Source organism: Paeniglutamicibacter gangotriensis Lz1y (assembly GCF_000348945.1).
GTDB classification, from domain to species: Bacteria; Actinomycetota; Actinomycetes; order Actinomycetales; family Micrococcaceae; genus Paeniglutamicibacter; species Paeniglutamicibacter gangotriensis.
Window position 1 is genome coordinate 52024 of record NZ_AOCK01000001.1, and the last position, 20026, is coordinate 72049.

Here is a 20026-nt window from a genome sequence, read left to right on the forward strand (position 1 = left end):
CCCAAGCGTACCGGTACGCTTGTGCACATGAGTGAGAAAACCCCACAGAACATGAAGCCGGCGACTGCCGCAAAGAAATTGGGCATCTACCTGCCCGCAGCTCCGGCCGAATTCCAGGAGGGATCGGTAACGCGTGCCCAGTTCGACGAGCTCCTGGCCAACCCGCCGCAGTGGCTGCAAGATTTGCGCGCCAACGGCCCTCATCCGCGCCCGGTAGTTGCCCACAAGCTGAACGTCTCGATCTCCGGTTTGGCGCGCGCCGAAATCACCGAGGCGTTGACCACCGCACAGATCGAGGCGTTGCTGGCCGATCGTCCGGCATGGTTGCAGGAAGAGCGCGCCTCATTGGCCGCCGTTCGTGCCGAAGACCAGCGAGTGAGTGAAGCTGCGGCCGCCAAAGGCGACCGCAGCTAACCACCCAGTTTTTTAGGGTGCGGTGACTACTTGACCGTCTTGACGATGTAGACATCGCATGAGGCTGCGTGTGCCACCGAGGTGGCCACGGAGCCAAGCACGCGGCCCAGACCCTTCATGCCGACGTTACCGACGACAATGAGGGTGGCCTTCAGGCGCTCGGCCTCGGAGACCAACACTTCCTGCGGCTTGCCGTGGGCTGCCGTAGCGGTGATCTTGGCGGTCGGCTCGGTGATGCGCAGGCCTGCCGCACACTGCTCGGCGACCTTTCCGGCCTGCTCTGCGTCGTCAAGGATCCAAGTATCGGTGCCGATCTTCACAACTTCGGTGTTATCCGAGGTGTGTGCCGTGACGACGACCAGTTCTGCATCCATGTTGGAGGCGAGGCGTGCCGCACGTTCTGCTGCCCGCTGTGCCGTCTCGCTACCGTCAACACCGACGATGATGGTTTCTGCCATGTTGTGACGCTCCTTGTTATGTGGCCGATACGTGCCGGCCATTTTTGGGTGTGAAAAACTTGTTAGGAAATATTCTGCCGTAAGAAGTCAACGGTTCTGCCCCACGCCACTTCCGCGGAATCGGCGCGGTAGTTGCCCGCCGGGTTCTCGTCGTTGTGGAAGGCGTGAGGTGCATCGTAGTAGAAGAACGTGACTTCTGCTCCGGATTCCTCGCGGATCTGCTGTTCTTGGGCATGGGCCTTTTCGACCGGGTACGAGGAATCCTCGTTGGCGTAGTGCCCCTGGATCTTGGCCCGCACGCCCGCGTAACTCGCCGGGACGCCTTGGCCGACGCCATAGAAGGGGACGGCCGCGGAGATCTTCTCGCCCTGCTGCGCGGCCAGCGCTAGCACAAACCCGCCGCCCATGCAGAACCCGACGGTTCCCACGGTGGAGCTGGTGACAGCTTCCTGACCCAGCAGGTAGTCAACGGCTCCGGCCAGCAGCCGGGCACCGAGTTCCTCGGGCAGCTTGGACATCATTTCGGCGGCCTCGTCGCCGTCGTGGGCCACCGAGCCCCCAAAGAGGTCCGGTGCCAAGGCCACAAAGCCCTCTGCGGCCAGCCTGTCGGCAACGTCGCGGATATGGTCGGTCAAGCCCCACCATTCCTGGATGACGATGACTCCGGGCCCCGTGCCACCGGCGGGGAGCGCCAGGTAACCGTGGGCGGTCTGCCCTTCCGAGGGGAATGAAACGTTTTGGTGCGGTGTCTGGGACGCCATATAGCTGACTGCTCCTGTCATACATGCTTCTTGCCTGTTGAAAAAGCCCGATTCGCTTCCAGTCTATGCATGGGTGAGGGGCCGTTGGCCCCGAATCGCCGGTATTTCCATCACATACAGGGCCTTCGGCCGGGCAAACGGAGCCCACAGGCACAATTCGGGCCGCGAAACCATGTTTGAGTGGGTCGAATCCGTCAAAACCGTATTAGCGTGGGTTACGTCAAAAGAGTGCACCCGAGCAGATCTTGGAGCAACCCATGTCCCAACCTCAGAGTATGACCTCGCGCTTGGCTGCCGAGTTCCTCGGCACTGGCGTTCTCGTCTTTGGAGGTTGCGGCGCCGCAATCTTCTCCGCGAAGGTAATTTCCTCAAACACCGTCAACATGGGCATCGGCTTCCTCGGTGTCGCCCTGGCCTTCGGCCTCACTGTTCTGGTCATGGTTTACGCGGTGGGCCACATCTCCGGAGCCCACTTCAATCCCGCGGTCACCTTCGGTGCAGCCTTGGCCGGACGCATCGAATGGAAGGCGGTACCGTCATACTGGATCAGCCAGATCGCGGGCGCCTCGGTCGCAGGCCTGGCACTCTTTGCCATCGCCACCGGAAAACACGGCTTTGACCCGGTTGCTTCCGGTTTCGCCACCAACGGATACGCCGACCGCTCCCCCGATGGATACTCCATGCTTTCGGCGCTGCTTGCCGAAATCATCCTCACCGCGATCTTCCTCTACGTGATCCTCGGATCCACCGACGGACGTGCACCCAAGGGTTTCGCCGGGATTTCCATCGGTCTGTCGTTGACCCTGATCCACCTGGTTGCCATCCCGATCACCAATACCTCCGTCAATCCGGCCCGTTCCCTGGGCGTGGCATGGTTTGCCGGCCCCGCGGCGCTGGGGCAGGTCTGGCTGTTCATCGTCGCTCCGTTAGTTGGCGCAGCCATCGCCGGGCTCACCTACCCGTTGTTCTTCCCGAACCCTGCAGTCTCCATGGCGGTTGAGATGGATCGCCTGCCTGAAGAGGCAACTACCAACGACGACTAGGCACGTTGCACTCGGTGTTCCCGCGTACAGAATGCGCGGGAACACCGACTCCCTGGAATCCAGGCGCACACTTTGGGATGTGTTTAAAGAAGCAACCCCCCGGTCTGAGACCGGGGGGTTGCTTTCCATATATGTGCGCGAAGGGGGACTTGAACCCCCACGCCCTTGCGAGCACTGGCACCTGAAGCCAGCGCGTCTACCAATTCCGCCACTCGCGCATATTCACTTACTGTTTTCGTCGATGACTTCAACAGCGATAACAATCATATACACGGATTGCCCAGATCAACTAATCGAAACGGTCCTTGTGATCAGAGCCACCATCTGGCAACCTTTGGCCTCTGCCATTCGTTGCAGTTCAAGGAGCCGGTTTCACCACAATTTGCACCACTTGAAATTCAAGGCAAGTAGTATCGAACAAGGCGCACGGCAACCTGCCTCTGCGACGCCATGCCAACGACCGTGTAACAACACGCGTTAGAACCAGGAAGGGAGCGAAGCGATGGGTCTCATCGAGAACGTTGAACGCGGACTTGAAAAGCTTGTCACCAGCGTCTTCCGCGGCTCCGGCAGCGCCGAGGTGAAGCCGGTGGAGATCGCCACACGCTTGCGCAACCAAATGGACGCCAAGTCGCTGACCATCTCCCAGGCCCGCACGCTCGCGCCGAACCACTTCAACATTCGTCTGGGCGACGACGATTTCGCCCGTGCCCGCGAATGGGGCGCACCGATGGCCCGTGAGTTATGCACCACAGCACTAGACCACGCCAAAAGCCAGGGATACACCTTGACGGGCGCCGTTGAAGTCAATTTTCGCAAGGACAGTGAACTCAAGCCCGGAAGCTTCGAGATCGATGCATCGACTTCGGAGGATTCAGTCCCCGAGGCGCAGCAAGCCCCCGCCGCACCGCCGGCACCCCCAGCCCCCCCGCGCGCCGCAGCCAAGATGCAGCCGGTGTTGGATATTTCTGGTCAACGCTTTGCCTTGAACCATCCCAACATCGTCCTGGGCCGTTCGGCCGACACCGATATCCCCATCGAAGATCCGGGAGTTTCGCGTCGCCACCTGAAGATCGAACAGCGCGGAACCTCAACCTGGGCAGTTGATCTGGGCTCAACCAACGGCAGCTACGTCAACGGCAGGAAAATCGTCGGGGAATCCGAGCTGCACGACGGCTCCAATATAGCCATGGGGCAAACGCGCATCGTATTCCGACTCCTCCCCCAAACACAAGGAGACCGTGCGTGAACGACCTAGTGTTCACCGTGCTGCGGCTCGGATTTCTCATATTGCTGTGGCTGCTCATTCTGAGCATCGTCGGCGCACTGCGCCGCGACCTAGCCATCGGCGGCAAGGCGCGCGTGGGGGCCCCCACGGCACGGCAGATCCGCAAGGACCCTTCGCTGGCGCCGCCACCCGAAACCCCGGCCAAACAGCAGGCCAACACCCTTGCCATCTTGGAAGGGCCGCTTACCGGTCTCGAGCACCAGCTCACCGCGAGCCCGATCTTGCTGGGCCGTGCCGAGGAAGCAACCATTGTGCTTGACGACGACTACGCCTCCGGGCGCCATGCTCGTCTTTTCCCCCAAGGAACCCGTTGGTTCATCGAGGACCTTGGTTCAACCAACGGTACATTCCTAGGTGAAGCCCAGTTGACCCGCGCCCAGCCCGTTGAACTCGGCCAGAAGATCCGGATCGGTAAGACGGTCATGGAGTTGAGGCCCTAGACATGGCGTTGATGCTGAAGTTTGCGGCGCGGAGCGACGTTGGCAAGGTCCGTTCCAAGAACGACGACTCCGCCTACGTCGGACGCTACCTCGCGGTGGTGGCCGATGGCATGGGTGGGCATGTGGGCGGCGACGTCGCCAGTGCCTCCACCGTGCTTGATCTGGTCCACCTGGATGTCCCGGAAACCGTGGACCCGGAAACCGTGCTGCCTGACGAAATCCAGGCCGCAAATCTGGTGCTGAACGACTTGGTCAGTGCGAACCCGAAACTTTCGGGCATGGGCACGACAGTCACTGCGCTGTTGCTCACCGAGAACGTGCTGCAATTCGCCCACATCGGCGACTCACGAGCATATCGCCTGAAGAATGGCGTTTTTGAACAGGTCAGCCACGACCACACATTTGTTCAACGGCTGGTCGATGAGGGCCGGATCCAACCCGAGGAGGCCGAACTGCACCCACACAAGAACGTGTTGCTGCGTGTGCTGGGTGACTCCGATGCCAGCCCCGAACTCGATGTCGATCAGTACCCCGTCGAGGCCGGCGAGCGATGGATGTTGTGCTCAGACGGACTAAATGCCGTCGTGCCCGATTCCATCACCGAACGCATCATGCGTGGCACCGCTTCCCTCGAGGAAACCGTCGAGGACCTCGTCGAGACGACGCTGACTCACGGTTCTCCGGACAACGTGACGATCGTGGTTTTCGAGGTTGTCGAGGACCACGGCTTTGTCGATCCCGTGTACATCGAGGCTCCTGCCGCCGATGAACCGGCACCCGACACCGGCCAGCTGACGATTGCCGTGGAGGGCGATCTCGACGCCAGCGCGGCACTCATCCGCCATGAGATGTCCAAACGCCCCCACTTGCTGGTCGGCGCGGCCGAACTGGCCACACAATCGGGCAAGATCCCGATCGTGACCCAACGCTCGGGCGAGAAGCGTGCCGCGGCGATCCTGACGCACAAGACTCCTGCCGCGCAAGCCGCCCAGGAACAAGAAGAACACGAAGCTTACGATCGTCGACCACGCCGTTGGCTGGTGACCACGTTCTTGGCGCTGATGACCTTGATCTTGCTTGCGGTTCTCGGCTGGGGGTACCTGTGGACGCAGACCCAGTATTTCGTGGGGAACCATCAGGGCCAGGTGGCCATCTTCAAGGGCGTCTCCCAGGATTTGGGACCGTTGAAGCTCTCCCATCTAGACACTGTGACGGATATTCCCGTCGAGGCCCTGCCGGAATACACGCAGCAGCGTATTGACTCGTCTTTGCCGGCAAAGGACCTGACACACGCCCAAAGCATGGTTGGGGAGCTGCTGGTCACCGCCAAGCAACGCTGTCCCGTGGTGGTTCCGGAGAACCCGGGATCGGCCGGCAATTTGCCGGTGCTGCCGCCGTACTGTCAGGAGATCGCCCCATGACCGAGTTGCAAACGGCGCCCGTTCCGCGGCGCAACATGGAGCTTTTGCTGCTGCTGCTGTCCCTGGTGGTCGGCATGGGCGCCTACTACTTGGTCGGTGTCAATAGCGATGACGGGCTGAGCTCGGAATTCATCACCCAAGGCTTGGTGTTGGTCGGGTTGGCCCTGGTTTTCCACATTGCCTTGCGCATCTGGGCCCAATATGCCGACCCGGTAATACTTCCCGTGACCGTGGCCATCAACGGCATCGGCCTGGCCATGATCCACCGGATCGATCTGGCAAAAAACACCGATACCGCCATGCGGCAGATCATGTGGACCGGCGTAGCCATGGTGATTGCCATGATCGCCCTGTGGGCAATCCGTGACCACCGCGTCTTGCGAAAATTCACCTACATCGCTCTTGCCGCTTCGGTGGTACTGCTCTTGCTTCCGCTGATCCCCAAGGTCGGTGTCATCATCAACGGCGCACGGATCTGGGTGAACTTTTTCGGGCTTTCCTTCCAACCTGGCGAGCTGGCCAAGATTACCCTGGCTATATTCTTTGCCGGGTATTTATCCTCGAATCGTGAATTGATCCTGTTGGCCGGCCGGAAGATCGGTCCACTGCAACTTCCCCGCGCCCGTGACCTCGGACCAATGATCGTGGCCTGGATGGTCAGCATCGGCGTCCTAGTGGTCCAACGCGACTTGGGTTCCTCGATCCTGTTCTTCGGGTTGTTCATGGTGATGATCTACGTGGCCACCGCCCGGGTCAGCTGGATCGCCATCGGCACCCTGATGCTGGCCGCCGGCGGCACCTTTGCCTACTTGACCATGAGCCATGTGACCCGACGGATCGACGGATGGATCCATGCGTTCGACCCGGATATTTACCATGCCCAGGGTGGCAGCCGCCAGATCGTTGAGGGTCTCTTCGGACTGGCCAACGGCGGTCTTGTGGGCACCGGTCTGGGCGAGGGCACGCCCTACAGGGTCCCGCTGGCCAACAGCGACATGATCATCGCCTCCCTTGGCGAGGAACTTGGGCTCATTGGTCTGTCCGCCATCGTGTTGCTGTACCTCATCTTGATCAGCCGTGGCCTGCGCGCGGCTCTGGGATCGCGGGATTCGTTCGGCAAGCTTCTGGCCACCGGGTTTTCCTTCACGCTCGCCTTGCAGTGCTTCGTGGTGATTGGCGGTGTCACCCGCCTCATCCCCTTGACCGGGTTAACCACTCCATTCATGGCTGCTGGCGGATCTTCCCTGCTCTCAAACTGGGTTATTGTCGCCTTGTTGCTGCTGATTTCACATAATTCACGACGTCCGATGATCTCCGGGGTCTCTGCCACCGCGGAGGTCGCCACCAAGGCCCCCCGTCGCTCCGGCGGCATCTTCGCAACGCGAAAGGAGACGCAACGATGAACCAAGCTATCCGCAACACCTGGATCGCCGTCATGGTCTTGTTTGTCTTGTGCCTCGGCGCGCTCAGCTACGTCCAGTTCTTTGCCGCGAAGGATCTCAACGCTAATCCGTTGAACAACCGCCAGCTGTTCCGTGATTTCGATCTGCCCCGCGGTGCGATCTTGGTCGATGGCAAGCCCATTGCCGAATCCGTTCCCACCGACGGCCAGTTCAAGTACCAGCGCGTCTATACCGATCCCGAACTCTATTCACACCTGACCGGCTTCTATTCGCTGGCTAACGGATCGACACAGCTCGAATCGGTCATGAATCCCGAGCTGACGGGCAAGAGCCAGGACCAGTTCTTCGACAGGCTCGTGAACCTGTTTTCCGGCAAGGAGAACGAAGGTGCCTCGGTCGAGCTGACCATCGACCCTGAACTCCAAAAATTCGTCTACGATTTGATTCCCGAAGGTACGCGCGGATCCATCATCGTCTCGGAGCCCAAGACCGGAAACATCCTGGCCATGGCCTCAAAACCAAGCTACGACACCAACCTTCTGGCCGTGCACAGCACCACTAAGGCTGCGGAGAACATGAAGAAGGTCCTCGCTGAGAACCCAAATTTGAGTCCTTACCGAAACCCTGCCCTTTTCAACACCATGAACCCCGGCTCCAGCTTCAAGATCCTCGATCTGGTTGCGGGTCTTGAATCGGGCAATTACAACGCCGACACAGTGCTGAAGAACCCGGAGAAGATCACGGATCCGGTGAAGATGTCCAACTTCAATGAGGGTATCTGTGCCTCGCGGTCGGAGGCTACGTTGGAATTCATCGTGGCCCAGAGCTGCAACACTCCCTTTGCCCTGATGAGCAAGGAACTTGGACCAGAGCCATTCGAAAACGTCACCGAACGCTTTGGCTTTGGCCAGCAACTGAACATTCCGCTGCCCGTCCAGCCCAGCATATTCCCACCGAATATGACTCCGGCTGACTTGGCGCTGGCCTCAATCGGTGGATCAGAGGTGATGACAACAGCCATGCAAATGAACATGGTCGCCATGGGCATTGCCAATGATGGGGTCATCATGGAACCGAACCTCGTCAAACAGGTTATGGCCCCGGACCTCCGCGTGCTTTCCAGCAGCGAGCCCAAGGAATTCAGCACGGCCACTACCAAGGAGGTCGCCGACCAGGTCACCGATCTGATGCGTGGCTCGGTCAAGTCCGGGACCTCCATGCGTGCAGCGGTCCCGGGTCTTGATATTGCGGCCAAGACTGGGACCGCCGATCTTAACCTCGACTCCGGTGTGGTGAACTCCTGGATCACAGGGTTCGCCCCTGCCGATGACCCCGAAGTAGCTGTAACAATTGCTTTTGAACGAATTGATTATCCGACTGGCTCGTCCTTGACCAGTCCCAATATGAAGAAGATTCTAGAGGCGGTGTTCAACCAGTGAGGCCAATTTCCGGTATCACCCTGGGCGGTCGATACAAGCTGACCGACCGTATTGCCATTGGCGGCATGGGTGAAGTGTGGAAGGCCAGGGACCAGGTTCTCGGTCGTCTGGTGGCGATCAAGATCCTCAAGGAGGAGTACACCGGGGATCCGGGCTTCCTCCAGCGTTTCCGCGTTGAAGCTCGCCACACTGCCTTGTTGAACCACAACGGCATTGCCAGCGTGTTCGACTACGGGGAAGAGGAGGGCTCCGCCTACCTCGTCATGGAGCTGGTTCCCGGCCCACCGCTGTCCACCGTCATTGAACGCGAGCGCGTACTCTCACCGGACCGTACCCTGTCAATTATTTCGCAGACGGCCAAGGCGCTTGCCGCGGCACACATCCAAGGCTTGGTACACCGCGATGTGAAGCCCGGCAACCTGCTGATGCTGCCCGACGGCCGGGTCAAGATCACCGACTTCGGCATTGCCCGGATCGCCGATCAGGTCCCCCTCACGGCCACCGGCCAGGTCATGGGCACCGCCCAGTACCTGGCTCCGGAGCAGGCCACCGGCCAACAGGCCACCGGTTCCTCGGACATCTATGCCCTGGGTGTGATCGGCTACGAACTGCTTGCCGGCCGTCGCCCGTTCACCGGCGAATCCCAGATAGCCATCGCACTGGCCCAGGTCAACGACACCCCGCCGCCGCTGCCGGACAGCATCCCGGTCGCGGTCCGCTCGCTGATCATGTCGATGCTGGCCAAGGATCCTGCCGACCGTCCGGCCAATGCCGACGCCCTGGCCACCGCGGCCGATGCCATCCGTGCCGGAAACCCCGAAACGGCGACACTTGCCGTTCCCGGCATGCTGCTCTTTGCCGGCTCCGACGACGCCACCCAGGCCATCACGCAGACCCCGCTGACCAAGGGCAACGAAACCGTTGCCCTTCCCCCGGTGGACCCCACCGAGTCGGCTCCCGCCCCTGCAACAAATGCCCTGCCCCAGGTCCCTGCCGCCGGGTCGGGCCAGGGAAACGAAGGAACCTTCGGTTCAACCATGGGTGCCTCGCAGCAGTGGGAGGACGAGCCGGAAGCCGAGTACGAGCCGGAGGTTGCCGACCGCCGGACACCGGTGAAAAAGGGCCGCAGCCCTTGGACCATCCCGCTAATCGCACTGATCGTGTTGGTGCTGCTGGCGATCCTCGGTGCCTGGCTGGTGCCGATATTGACCAGTTCCAACAGCCCGACTAGCAGCCCAGCCGTCGAGACCACCGCCGAATCCAGCACGGAGGTCAGTGAGTCTCCGTCGGAAACCCCCTCGGAAACTCCTTCCGAGACACCCACGTCGACTCCGTCGCCGACCACCCAGGCCCCGAGCTCCTCGGCCGCAGCGACGGTTCCCGTGCCGGATCTCTACGGCATGGACGGGGAACAGGCGTCTGCCGCATTGACCGCGCTCGACCTCGTCCCCAACGAGGGACAGGCGCAGGAGAGCGAGCTTGCCGCCGGCACCGTCATCGCCCAGAGCCTGACCGCCGGCAAGTCCGTCGAAGCCGGAACCAGTGTCACCTACATCCTGTCCCTGGGCCCTGCCGAACCGACTCCCACCGAAACCCCTACCCCGACCGAGACGCCTTCCGAGACCCCCTCGGCACCCACCGAGACAACTAAGCCCTCCACCACCGCTACGGTGTCGTCCCCGGACGCGGGAGCCACCTCCTCGGGGGATTCGACAGGCACGCCCAAGGCTAACGACTAGATGATGTTGGTGCATTCACGGTGAGTGAGGAACGTATTCTCAACGGACGCTATGTCGTTGAGGAGCTCATAGGCCGCGGCGGCATGGCCGATGTCCATCTGGGCGTCGACCAAGTCCTGGGCCGCAAGGTGGCTATCAAGCTACTGCGTGCCGAAATGGCGCGCGACCCGATGGTGCAAGCGCGCTTCCGCCGCGAGGCCAAGGCCGTCGCCGGCCTGAACCACCCCAATATCGTTTCGGTGTTCGACACCGGCGAAGAGGAGCAGATGGTCTCCGGGTCGACGGTCCAGCTGCCCTTCATCGTGATGGAGTACATCCGCGGACGCACGCTGCGCGACCTGGTCAAGGCCGGGGACATGACCCGCGAGAAAGCCATTGAGTACGTACTCGGGACGCTGGAAGCCCTGGGCCATTCGCATTCGATGGGAATCGTCCACCGAGATATCAAGCCGGCCAACATCATGGTCACCGAGCGTGGCAATCTTAAGGTCATGGACTTTGGCATTGCCCGTGCCCTCGCCGATTCGGCCAGCACCATGACCCAAACCCAGACGGTTGTGGGCACCGCCCAGTATCTTTCTCCGGAGCAGGCTCGCGGCGAGGCAGTCGATGCCCGGACGGATCTGTATTCCACCGGTTGCCTGCTTTATGAGCTGTTCACCGGCCGCCCGCCATTCACCGGTGATTCCCCGGTGTCGGTGGCCTACCAACACGTTGGTGAGCACGCACCGGCCCCCAGCACCCTAGTGGCCGAGCTGGACCCAATTTTCGACGATGTGGTGCTCAAGGCCCTGGCGAAGGACCGCGAGGACCGTTACGCCGACGCCGCGGCCTTTGCTCTTGCCTTGAAAAATGCCCGCCAGGGGATTGCGTTGGCACCCGAGCAACTCACCGCTCCGATGCCACGATCCCGGACCGAACTTCAAACCCAGGCCTTGGCCGCTGCCCTGCGGCTTCAGCCGATCGACATCTCACAAGAGACCCAATTTGCTGCGGCACACGCCCCGGGTTACGAAACCGGGCATCTGGATCCGGTGACGGGCCAGGCGCACTGGGCTGATGTTCCCCTGTGGGAGCAGGATATGGCGCACGAACGCGATGAACACCGGGCCAGGTCACGGCGCGGCTGGACGTGGGCGATTTCTCTGTTCCTGGTTCTGGCACTGGCCGTTTCGGGGCTGTTCTTCTACAACTGGATGAAGGCGGAGGCCGAACGCAATGCGCCGGTGGCCGTCCCCAGCCTCACCGAAGCGACCCAAGCCAAGGCCGAATCGATGCTCACCGAGCTGCAGTTGGTGCCGAGGGTCGAGGTCGTTTTCGATGACGAGGTCGAAAGTGGCCTCGTGGTGAAGACCGATCCCGACGCCACCAAGGAAGTACGCAAGGGCTCTGTCGTGCGTGTGATGGTATCCAAGGGCCCCGAATCGCAAGTCATTCCCAAGGATCTGTCCGGGCAGTCCGAGGCAGGCGCCCGCCAGGTCCTGCGAGACCTCGGCTTCGAGATCGGTGACGTATCCCGCGTCGATAACCCCTCGATCCCTACCGACTGGCTCGTCGGAACCGTGCCGAAGCTCGGCGAAAAGGTGAAGGTCGGCACGACGATCGATCTGGTGCTGTCCACGGGAATGGTCGAGATCCCGCAGCTGCTGACCCTGACTGTCGAGGAGGCCACCAAGGTCCTCGACGAACTGGACGCTGGCCTGCGCATCGAAACCGTTGAAGAGGAGAACCAGGCGGCTGAACCGGGCACCATCATCAATCAGGTCCCCGACCGCGGTTTGACCTCTCCCCAGGGAGGCACCGTCACGGTCACGGTGGCCACCGAGCCGGAAAACCCCACCCCATCTGAGACGACCTCCCCAACCACGGAGGATCCGGAGGAATCTGAGAGCCCCTCGGAGTCGGAATCCACTCCCACGACAGATCCGTCGCCCAGCGAGACGCCTACCTCACCCGCCAAATAGCGCGGTTTCATTCACGCAGCAGCAAGCAAGGGGGAGTGTCTCCGCTAATGAGGAGCATTCTCCTTGTTAGCGGGGACACTCCCCCTCGTATATGCGGGGTCGTTCTACTCAGGCCTTGGAATCTCGGATCAGCGGGCTGAGCGTCGCAGCATGCTCCGCGGCGCCGACCAGTCCGAGGGATTCGAGCCAGTTGCCCAGCATTTGGTATCCGCCTTCGGTGAGTACCGATTCGGGGTGGAACTGCACGCCCCACAATGGGGCTTGATTGTGTGCCAGTCCCATGATGACCCCGGTTTCGGTCTCCGCGGTGATCTCCAGCGACGTGGGGATGCTCGAGCGCACCGCTGCCAGCGAATGGTAGCGGGTAGCAATGAAAGGGCTGGGGATGTGAGCGAAGATCGGGTGTCCGGTGTGGAAAACCTGGGAGGTTTTTCCGTGCATCAGTTCCTCGGCGTGCGTGACCACGCCTCCGTAGGCCTCGGCCAGTGCTTGGTGGCCCAGGCAGACTCCGAGCATCGGCTTGGCATGTTCACCGCACCATTTGATGACCTCGATGCATACTCCGGCTTCTGCCGGAGTTCCGGGGCCGGGGGAGACCATGACCCCATCGCGGGTCTGTGCCAGTTCGATGACATCGGCCAGGGACAGATCGTCGTTGCGTATCACCGTGGTGTCGGCGCCAAGTTCCTGCAGGTATCCGACGAGGGTGTAAACAAAGCTGTCGTAGTTGTCGATCACGAGGATCTTTGGGGCGTTCACAGCAGCATCAAGCCAATCGTTGATTCGGTCCACGGACTGTATTGGCTCAGCCACGGGAAGACATAGTTCATCAGCAAGAGTACGGCTCCGACGATCAACGCCACAGCTAGAAGGATGCGGAAGAACAGGGGTCCGGGCAGAGTCCGGAAAATCCATGCATACATGTCTCGGTGTCCTACTTTTTCATCGTCTTTTTGACCAGGTCGGCAATTTCTGCCGGTGGACCGGCATCCGCCGGACGCCAGGATTCCAGCTCCGAGTACGCGATGATGCGCATACGCGTGGTGAACGGGGGATGGCAGCTGGTCATGGTGAGTGTTGAGCTCTTGGGTTTCATGCCCGGTTCGTTAGGTACCGGCAACAGCACCTCGCCCTGAGAGGGGTACACGATCTCGGTGTTGCGCCACTCATAGGTGTAGAAGCCCTTTTTGGTCTGGAGGTAGATCTTGTCTCCATTCTGGAACTTGTCGATGTCCCAGAAGACTTGGCCGTGTGTTTGGCGGTGGGCCGCCACCGCAAAGTTTCCCTTTTCGCCCGGTGACTGGGTTTCGGGGTAGTGGCCGATGCCCACCGAGTTCAGCACATCCATGCCGATACCGTTGGTGACGGGGTGCGCGTAGTCCTTGCCGAAACGGGGAATGTAGAAGATTCCGAAGGTTTCACCGTCGGGAATCTTGGTGATCGGCGCCGGACCGAAGTCCTTTTCCTCCTCCGCTTCGGTGTCCCCGACGCTCAGGTCTTGGACGAATTCGGAGGTGACCTCGGATTGGGCGCGATTCGCGTCGATGTTGGTCCACCACAGTTCCCAACCGACGAAGAGCAACAGCACGATGCCAAGCGTGATCAGAATTTCACCGATTCCGCCCAATATCCGCTGGCCAGCCGTTGCCTTGGGCCGGTTCCGCAATGCGGATCGTGTCATGCGAACTTCCCTGACTGCCACGTGGATCAACGCGATACCCATCGTTGTCCAGTTTGAGCGGATAGTATTGGATCAAAGGGTGGCGCCGGGTACAAGTTCCCTGCGGCACACACTTAATAGCCTACCGTTCCGACACGACCTCGTTTGATCATGTCGGCGCCTGAACATCCAAGGAGCAGCAGTGCCTGAATCCAAGACACGTCGTAAAAACCGCAAACCACAGGGTGGTGGGGGTGCCGGCGCTGCAGCCTATGACAAGCCGTTGCCCAAGTGGTACAAACCAGTCATGTTCGGCCTCATGCTCCTCGGGCTCGTCTGGATCATTACGTACTACATTTCCCAGACTCTGTTCCCGATCCCGGGCATTGGTGGATGGAACATCGTTATCGGCTTCGGCGTGGCCATGGTCGGATTCTTCATGACCACCGGCTGGCGCTAACCCAGGATTTTCCGGTTCCGGGTCACCGTCACCACGGCCCTGCCACGCCCTACAAAGATCGTTCCGCTGTGCCATTCTTCGTGGGGTCGGGATATTTTCTAGCCCACCGGCGCCTAGCTTGTTGAAGCAGTTCGAGGCTCGGCGTTCACCGTTCACACCAGTTTCCTGAAAGGCACTCCAGACTCCTATGGCTCGCCCCGATCAGACCGCGGATTCATCCGTCTCCACCCCTTCGAAGCTTTCCCCCAAGCGTCTCTACGGCTTTCTTGCGGCCGCTGAAATGGTCACCTGGGCACTGCTGATCATCGCTATGGTCATCAAGTACGGTGTGGGGCCGGAGATTTACGTCCGTATCTTCGGTTTGACCCACGGTGCGGTGTTCATTGCCTATGGCTTGGTGACAATCTTTGTCTGGGCCAACGAACGCTGGAGCGCTTCGCGTGGCATCCTGGGCCTGGCGACCGCGATTATTCCGTTTGCCACGTTGCCCTTCGAACGTTCCATGCTGCGCCGTGGGTTGCTCAGCGATTCTTGGCGTTTGGCCCCGGGCGGCGATGCCCCGCGCGGTCCGATTGAAAAGGTTCAGGCGCTGGCCCTGCGTCGTCCCATACTTTCTGTGCTGGCCGGGGTGGTCCTGGTAGTGGTTATCACCTCGGTGTTGCTATACATCGGCCCACCAGGCGGCGGCAACTAACCTTGGTGCCGGGCACCAAGTGTCCGGCATGACTCACGCAGCTTGGGGCGACCTGCCTTTGGCCCTGACATAGACCTCTTTGCGGACGGTCGCCACGGTTTCGCCAGCTTCGTCGAGGATGTCGACGGCAAACCATCGTGTAGCTTTTCCGTGAGTGGCGACAGCCGTGCTCAATTCCGCCAGCTGTGCGTCCCCAAGGATGAAGTGGCAGCTGAGTGTCCCTCGTCCGGGCTTGTGGAATTCGATCTCGCCGCTTTTGTCCCACACAATATGGCCCGGACCAATGCTGTGCATGACCATCATCATCCAGAACGGGTCGGTCATGGAAAACAATGATCCTCCGAAGTGGGTCCCCACGTAGTTCATGTTCCAGGGGCGCTGGCATAGCTGAACAGTGGCGCTGCGCCAGTCGGGAGCAATGCGTTTTACCTTGATGCCTGCACCCCAAAACGGCGGCCACAGCGACATGCCGAGGCGAACCACCCTCGGGTGCCCGGCTATCCTCGGCATGAGTGTGCGCAAACTATTGAAGATCGAGGCCTGGGGATTCGGTGTGCTCCGGCTGTTCATGCCATCAGCCTAGCCTCGATAAGTTACCTGTCAGTAGTCAACACATTTTATCCCGTTTCGGATCCCCGTAGGCCTGCCTTCCCCGCCGCGTCCATCACGAGCACCGTGAGCAGGTCCAACGCCTGCGAGGGGACTTTCCAGCGTTGCCAAAACAGCTTCACTTCACTGCTCCAGCTTGGATCAAGGACAATCAGTGATCCGTCGACGGGCGCCTGGACATCAGGAACCATGCCCCAGCCCAACGAAGCGGACACCGCCGCGACGAAGGCACGTGAGTCCGGGACAAAATGCTGTACCGGTGTCACGGACACCGCGGTGCCAATGACACGTCGGCGAAGTGCCCCTTGTAAATCATCGGTCCTGTCGAAATTCACCATCGGCGCTGTGGCGAGTTCCTCCCGGGAATCGATTCCCGGCAACCACCGATCACAGAAAACTCTGCTCGCCATCGCACGATAGCGCATGGTCCCCAAATACACCGCCGAGCATCCCTGTACGGGCGTGCTCTTGGTGCTCACCGCGCCCATAACCTGGCCAGAACGCAGCAACTCGGTCGAGTGGGCTTCGTCGTGGCGCAGGATCTCGCAGCTCATCATTTCCTGTGCGGCAAGCCCCTCAATCACCGGCGCGAACCAGCTGGCCAGGGAATCGGCGTTCACCGCGATACTCAGGTCGATGCGGCGAGGCGCCTCGTCGATGGCAGGCTCCAGGCCCAGGGAACGGTGAGCTTCGGTGGAAATCATCTGGATCTCGCGCGCCAACCGCAGAAGCACGTCTCCTCCGGCAGTAGTGCGGATCGGACGCGAACGGATGAACAGTACGCTGCCGGCTTGCTTCTCCAGTGACTTGAGGCGTTGGCTGACGGCAGACGGGGTTACGTTCAACTGCTGGGCTGCCCGTTCCATCGAACCAGCTTCGATGACCGTCTTGAAGGTCTGCAGGTGTTCTGCGACGAAATCCATAGTTAGAGGTCCTAATGGATGCTAAGTATCTTTAGCTCGACACATCTTAGGGCGGAAGCCTATGGTCGGTTGGTGACCTTCCTTCCCTTTATCTCCGGCTTGGCCACCGGGCTGTCCCTGATAGTTGCCATCGGTGCCCAAAATGCATTCATTCTTCGACAAGGCATCCGCCGCGAACATGTGGGCACGGCCGTGCTGATCTGTCTTGTGTCTGACGCCGTGCTGATTTTCGCCGGCATTGTTGGGCTGGGCGCTCTGTTAACGGTGGCCCCCTGGTTTTTGTTCGTCGCGCGGATCTGCGGGGCGGGGTTCCTGATCGCTTATGCACTCTTCGCCGCCCGTCGCGCCCTGCGCCCGCGGGGGTTGGAAGCCACCGGGATTTTGGCCACGACGCCCCGAAGGACCGTCGTTTTAACGGCCGTGGCCCTGACGTGGCTCAATCCCCACGTCTATCTGGACACGGTGATCCTCTTGGGTTCTATTGCCGCCGCGCAGGGGGAAGCCGGACGTTGGCCCTTTGGCATCGGCGCAGTCCTGGCCAGCACCCTGTGGTTTACCGGGCTGGGCTTTGGTGCCCGCTACCTACGCGGGTTCTTTGCCAACCCGCGGTCCTGGCGCGTCCTTGATGCGGTCATTGCCGTGTTCATGCTGGTGCTGGCCATTTCGCTGCTGCTGCCGTTGATTGGCTGAAAAATCCCCCTGCAGCGGAGAGCTACTACTTGGGGCGCGATCTAGCTCGCTAGACAGGTCTTTCGGAACACAATACCCTCGCGCACAACGTCAAATCCCAGCCGCTTGTAAAGCCCTGAGGCCCCGGTCGGGCTCTGCGCATCCACCGAGAGATCAACCTTGGCGAATCCGGCACTAAAGGCCGACGTGACCACCTCAGAGAGTGCCCAGGCGGCGTATCCACGGCCACGTGCCGACCGTGCGGTGCCGACGCGTGAAATATATAGCTCGTTGGCCACCCACTGGCCGCTCAACACGTAACACAGGGGCCGGGGCGCCTCCCCGTTCCCTAGCTCTTCCAACAGCACACGGGAAAATTCGTTTCTGAATGAGCGCGCACCGGTCATGGCTGCCCATTCTTCCCGGCTTTTGGGTGCCGAACCCCAATGATCTGCGAATGCCTCGTTGTCCAGGATCCGGACGGGCTCGGCGACCTCGGGGGAGTAGGAGACCAGATTAAGTTCCAGGGGCTTCGCTTCCGGCCTGCCTGCCGGTGTGAATCCATCCGGTCCCACCATCATGTCCTCAAAGTATCGTGCAGGTTCGTAGCCACGGGACACTGCCAAGGCTCCGGCACTGTGCCCCGGCGCATTCCCCCACATGTCGATCGTGTAATCGACCTTCGGGTGTCGTTCGGCCATTTTTCGGGCCGCCCGGTCTTCTAAAATCTGCATGATCTCAGATCCGTATCCCCGCCGTCGGAACGCCGGGGAGATTCCGCCACCGATGGTCACACGGCCACGGCTGTCTCGCAGGCCGAGCGCGAGTCGCAATTGGCCGTAGCCGATCATGGTTCCGTTATCCCACAGCCCCAGAGTGTCCTTCTCGGGCACCATTCCAGGTTCCCAAAGTTCCTCGAGGAGGTCTTCTTCGTCGTAGAATTCCTCGGTGTCGTCGCAAAGCGCTAATTCGCGGGTGAGCACGCTCCATGCCTTGGCGTGCTCGTGCCGGATCCAGTCCTGGTGCATTCGTGGCTCCTGGAAGTGATGTGGATGCTCGGGGTGAGATCAAACGCTGCTTCACCCCATTCTTGCGGTGGGACCATTGTTGCACGGAGAAACTGGTCGGTGGATGACGGTGAAATTTAGGAACATGCTGTGCACGAAAGTTATCCACAACTGGGGATAAGCCTGTGGGTTTCGTCTCTCCAGACCCGAATCCACGCCATTTTGCCAATTTTCCGGGTTGTGAACTACATGTGCGTAAGTTATTAACACTGTGGATAAGTCGTGTGGACAACGTCGGACTTCCACGCCCATAAACCGCCTGCTTCCCAGCATTTCCGCGGACTAGGTCATACTTTCGAAGAGTGTTGATTAGTGGGCAATCGAATCGAGCACCCGAACTCTACACAGGTTGTGCACTAAGTTATCCACAGCTGTGGATGAAATTGTGCATATTGGGCAAAGACTGTCATTAACAAGGGCGGGCCGGCGTCAGCGCGGGCGCTGAGGCCGGTCCGCCCCAAGTGAATTACATGGTTGTGAGTTATTAACAGTGTGGATAACCCATGTGGACAACTTTTACGGCCATAGCGTCTTTCAGCCCAGGGGCACTCGAATGTTGACGGCACCGTACAAAGTCAAGGCCGCCAGCAGGAGAACGAGTAGAACGATGCCTACCCACTGCATCAGGGCCCGGCGATTTCCCTTGGGGGAGTAGGCAACCACTGCCGCTACCGCGGCACCAAGCACCAGCCCGCCCACGTGCGCCTCCCACGCGATTCCCGGGAAGATGAATCCGATGACCAAGTTGATGGCAATCAGGATGACGATCTGCATTGATTGGACCCCGCGCGAACGCAGCAATACGAACATCGCCGCGAAGAGTCCGAAGACTGCGCCGGAAGCTCCCAACACCGGGGTCCTGGGATCGGTGATGAGGAGGACCGCCACGGAACCACCCAGGCCCGCCACGAGGTACAGGGCCAGAAACCTGAGCCGCCCCAACATCGGTTCAAGAACACGCCCACAGATATACAGCGCATACATGTTAAAGGCGATGTGCCCGATGAAGGTCGTCGAGTGGGCAAAAGTCGACGTCAGCATCCGCCACGGCTCGGGTTCGAAGTAGCCACTGGTGTACAAGCCCGCATAGACCAGATGGTCGCTGAAGCTTGGAATCATCATCTGCAGACCAAAAACCACCGCATTGATGGCAATCAGCACGTAGGTGACAAGGGGTTTCCCATCGGTGACTTTTCCGCCAAAAACCGTGCGGGACGTGGGGATCTGCTTGTTTGATTCGCGTACGCAGTCCACACATTGGGTTCCGACGGCAGCTGACACTTGGCAGTCAGGGCATGCAGGCCGGGAACATCTTTGACAGGTGACATAGGAGATCCGGTCGGGGTGCCTGGGGCATACCGGGGCCTGGGCGGCATGGTTCGGGTTGGGCAGTCCAAAGGACATGGAATTGACGCTCCTATAGAAATTACGTTCGTTGCCACGGGGCAGGGGACCGGGATCCGACACGTTGTTACCGCCCGTAGCTGGCGGTAACAACGTGTACTCCCTCGGCGGGGAGTCTGCCCGTCAATGCAAAACGGCCCCATCGTTTCCTCAAGCGCCCGTTGTTCGCT

General features: G+C 60.5%; 21 protein-coding genes and 1 tRNA gene. 12 read left to right on the plus strand and 10 right to left on the minus strand.

Annotated elements, in window-relative coordinates:
- The first annotated feature begins 27 nt into the window (after nucleotides 1–27).
- Nucleotides 28–414 (plus strand): DUF5997 family protein, encoded by a 387-nt coding sequence (locus tag ADIAG_RS00245; RefSeq protein ID WP_007269259.1) that lies wholly within the window; start codon nucleotides 28–30, stop codon nucleotides 412–414.
- Between the two features lie 26 nt (nucleotides 415–440).
- Here the strand turns inward: ADIAG_RS00245 and ADIAG_RS00250 are convergent, their stop codons facing one another.
- Together ADIAG_RS00250 and ADIAG_RS00255 are read right to left on the minus strand one after the other, a co-directional pair.
- The gene (locus ADIAG_RS00250; RefSeq protein WP_007269260.1) at nucleotides 441–872 is read right to left on the minus strand and encodes a universal stress protein; all 432 of its coding nucleotides are present in this window, start codon (nucleotides 870–872) and stop codon (nucleotides 441–443) included.
- Nucleotides 873–934: 62 nt separating this feature from the next.
- Nucleotides 935–1633, minus strand: a complete 699-nt coding sequence (locus tag ADIAG_RS00255; protein ID WP_007269261.1) for a dienelactone hydrolase family protein — start codon at nucleotides 1631–1633, stop codon at nucleotides 935–937.
- A gap of 257 nt (nucleotides 1634–1890) precedes the next feature.
- Here ADIAG_RS00255 and aqpZ point away from each other — a divergent pair, with 257 nt between their 5' ends.
- Nucleotides 1891–2676 carry an aquaporin Z gene (gene aqpZ / locus ADIAG_RS00260; RefSeq protein WP_007269262.1) on the plus strand — a complete coding sequence of 262 codons (786 nt, stop codon included), beginning with the start codon at nucleotides 1891–1893 and terminating at the stop codon, nucleotides 2674–2676.
- A gap of 134 nt (nucleotides 2677–2810) precedes the next feature.
- Here the strand turns inward: aqpZ and ADIAG_RS00265 are convergent.
- Nucleotides 2811–2894: transfer RNA gene (locus tag ADIAG_RS00265), tRNA-Leu, on the minus strand.
- Between the two features lie 284 nt (nucleotides 2895–3178).
- Here ADIAG_RS00265 and ADIAG_RS00270 point away from each other — a divergent pair.
- The 7 genes from ADIAG_RS00270 to pknB are packed head-to-tail and all read left to right on the plus strand — an operon-like array spanning nucleotide 3179 to nucleotide 12370.
- Complete coding sequence (locus tag ADIAG_RS00270; protein ID WP_007269263.1) at nucleotides 3179–3925, plus strand: FhaA domain-containing protein; 747 nt, start codon at nucleotides 3179–3181, stop codon at nucleotides 3923–3925.
- Nucleotides 3922–4404: an FHA domain-containing protein FhaB/FipA gene (locus tag ADIAG_RS00275; protein ID WP_007269264.1), complete on the plus strand. Its 483-nt coding sequence runs from the start codon at nucleotides 3922–3924 to the stop codon at nucleotides 4402–4404. Before ADIAG_RS00270 ends, ADIAG_RS00275 begins: the two co-directional genes overlap by 4 nt.
- Nucleotides 4405–4406: 2 nt before the next feature.
- Nucleotides 4407–5825: a PP2C family protein-serine/threonine phosphatase gene (locus tag ADIAG_RS00280; RefSeq protein ID WP_007269265.1), complete on the plus strand. Its 1419-nt coding sequence runs from the start codon at nucleotides 4407–4409 to the stop codon at nucleotides 5823–5825.
- Nucleotides 5822–7228: an FtsW/RodA/SpoVE family cell cycle protein gene (locus ADIAG_RS00285; protein WP_007269266.1), complete on the plus strand. Its 1407-nt coding sequence runs from the start codon at nucleotides 5822–5824 to the stop codon at nucleotides 7226–7228. Before ADIAG_RS00280 ends, ADIAG_RS00285 begins: the two co-directional genes overlap by 4 nt.
- Nucleotides 7225–8667: a penicillin-binding transpeptidase domain-containing protein gene (locus ADIAG_RS00290; RefSeq protein WP_007269267.1), complete on the plus strand. Its 1443-nt coding sequence runs from the start codon at nucleotides 7225–7227 to the stop codon at nucleotides 8665–8667. The genes ADIAG_RS00285 and ADIAG_RS00290 overlap by 4 nt, the downstream gene beginning before the upstream one ends.
- Entirely contained in the window at nucleotides 8664–10406 is a 1743-nt protein-coding gene (locus ADIAG_RS00295) for a protein kinase domain-containing protein (RefSeq protein WP_007269268.1), read from the plus strand. The genes ADIAG_RS00290 and ADIAG_RS00295 overlap by 4 nt, the downstream gene beginning before the upstream one ends.
- Before the next feature lie 20 nt (nucleotides 10407–10426).
- The gene (gene pknB / locus ADIAG_RS00300) at nucleotides 10427–12370 is read left to right on the plus strand and encodes a Stk1 family PASTA domain-containing Ser/Thr kinase (RefSeq protein WP_007269269.1); all 1944 of its coding nucleotides are present in this window, start codon (nucleotides 10427–10429) and stop codon (nucleotides 12368–12370) included.
- Nucleotides 12371–12478: 108 nt separating this feature from the next.
- On the opposite strand, the gene ADIAG_RS00305 is transcribed toward pknB, so the two are convergent.
- The 3 genes from ADIAG_RS00305 to ADIAG_RS00315 are packed head-to-tail and all read right to left on the minus strand — an operon-like array spanning nucleotide 12479 to nucleotide 14051.
- Nucleotides 12479–13129, minus strand: a complete 651-nt coding sequence (locus ADIAG_RS00305) for an anthranilate synthase component II (RefSeq protein WP_007269270.1) — start codon at nucleotides 13127–13129, stop codon at nucleotides 12479–12481.
- Nucleotides 13126–13293, minus strand: a complete 168-nt coding sequence (locus ADIAG_RS21755) for a hypothetical protein (protein ID WP_007269271.1) — start codon at nucleotides 13291–13293, stop codon at nucleotides 13126–13128. Before ADIAG_RS21755 ends, ADIAG_RS00305 begins: the two co-directional genes overlap by 4 nt.
- 11 nt (nucleotides 13294–13304) lie before the next feature.
- Nucleotides 13305–14051 (minus strand): class E sortase, encoded by a 747-nt coding sequence (locus ADIAG_RS00315; protein ID WP_043472517.1) that lies wholly within the window; start codon nucleotides 14049–14051, stop codon nucleotides 13305–13307.
- A 181-nt stretch (nucleotides 14052–14232) separates the two neighbouring features.
- Here ADIAG_RS00315 and ADIAG_RS00320 point away from each other — a divergent pair, with 181 nt between their 5' ends.
- On the plus strand, nucleotides 14233–14490 hold the full coding sequence (locus tag ADIAG_RS00320; protein WP_007269273.1) for a cell division protein CrgA: 258 nt from the start codon (nucleotides 14233–14235) through the stop codon (nucleotides 14488–14490).
- A 187-nt stretch (nucleotides 14491–14677) separates the two neighbouring features.
- Nucleotides 14678–15184: a DUF3817 domain-containing protein gene (locus ADIAG_RS00325; protein WP_007269274.1), complete on the plus strand. Its 507-nt coding sequence runs from the start codon at nucleotides 14678–14680 to the stop codon at nucleotides 15182–15184.
- A gap of 33 nt (nucleotides 15185–15217) precedes the next feature.
- Here ADIAG_RS00325 and ADIAG_RS00330 read toward each other — a convergent pair whose 3' ends face one another.
- Complete coding sequence (locus ADIAG_RS00330) at nucleotides 15218–15754, minus strand: DUF4442 domain-containing protein (RefSeq protein ID WP_007269275.1); 537 nt, start codon at nucleotides 15752–15754, stop codon at nucleotides 15218–15220.
- Between the two features lie 47 nt (nucleotides 15755–15801).
- Nucleotides 15802–16716 carry an ArgP/LysG family DNA-binding transcriptional regulator gene (locus ADIAG_RS00335; RefSeq protein WP_007269276.1) on the minus strand — a complete coding sequence of 305 codons (915 nt, stop codon included), beginning with the start codon at nucleotides 16714–16716 and terminating at the stop codon, nucleotides 15802–15804.
- 18 nt (nucleotides 16717–16734) lie between these two features.
- Here ADIAG_RS00335 and ADIAG_RS00340 point away from each other — a divergent pair, with 18 nt between their 5' ends.
- Nucleotides 16735–17406 carry a LysE/ArgO family amino acid transporter gene (locus tag ADIAG_RS00340; protein ID WP_007269277.1) on the plus strand — a complete coding sequence of 224 codons (672 nt, stop codon included), beginning with the start codon at nucleotides 16735–16737 and terminating at the stop codon, nucleotides 17404–17406.
- A gap of 41 nt (nucleotides 17407–17447) precedes the next feature.
- Here ADIAG_RS00340 and ADIAG_RS00345 read toward each other — a convergent pair whose 3' ends face one another.
- A complete protein-coding gene (locus tag ADIAG_RS00345) occupies nucleotides 17448–18413 on the minus strand; it encodes a GNAT family N-acetyltransferase (protein WP_007269278.1) in 966 nt (321 codons plus the stop codon).
- 573 nt (nucleotides 18414–18986) lie between these two features.
- On the minus strand, nucleotides 18987–19856 hold the full coding sequence (locus ADIAG_RS00350; protein ID WP_007269279.1) for a rhomboid family intramembrane serine protease: 870 nt from the start codon (nucleotides 19854–19856) through the stop codon (nucleotides 18987–18989).
- Between the last annotated feature and the right edge of the window lie 170 nt (nucleotides 19857–20026).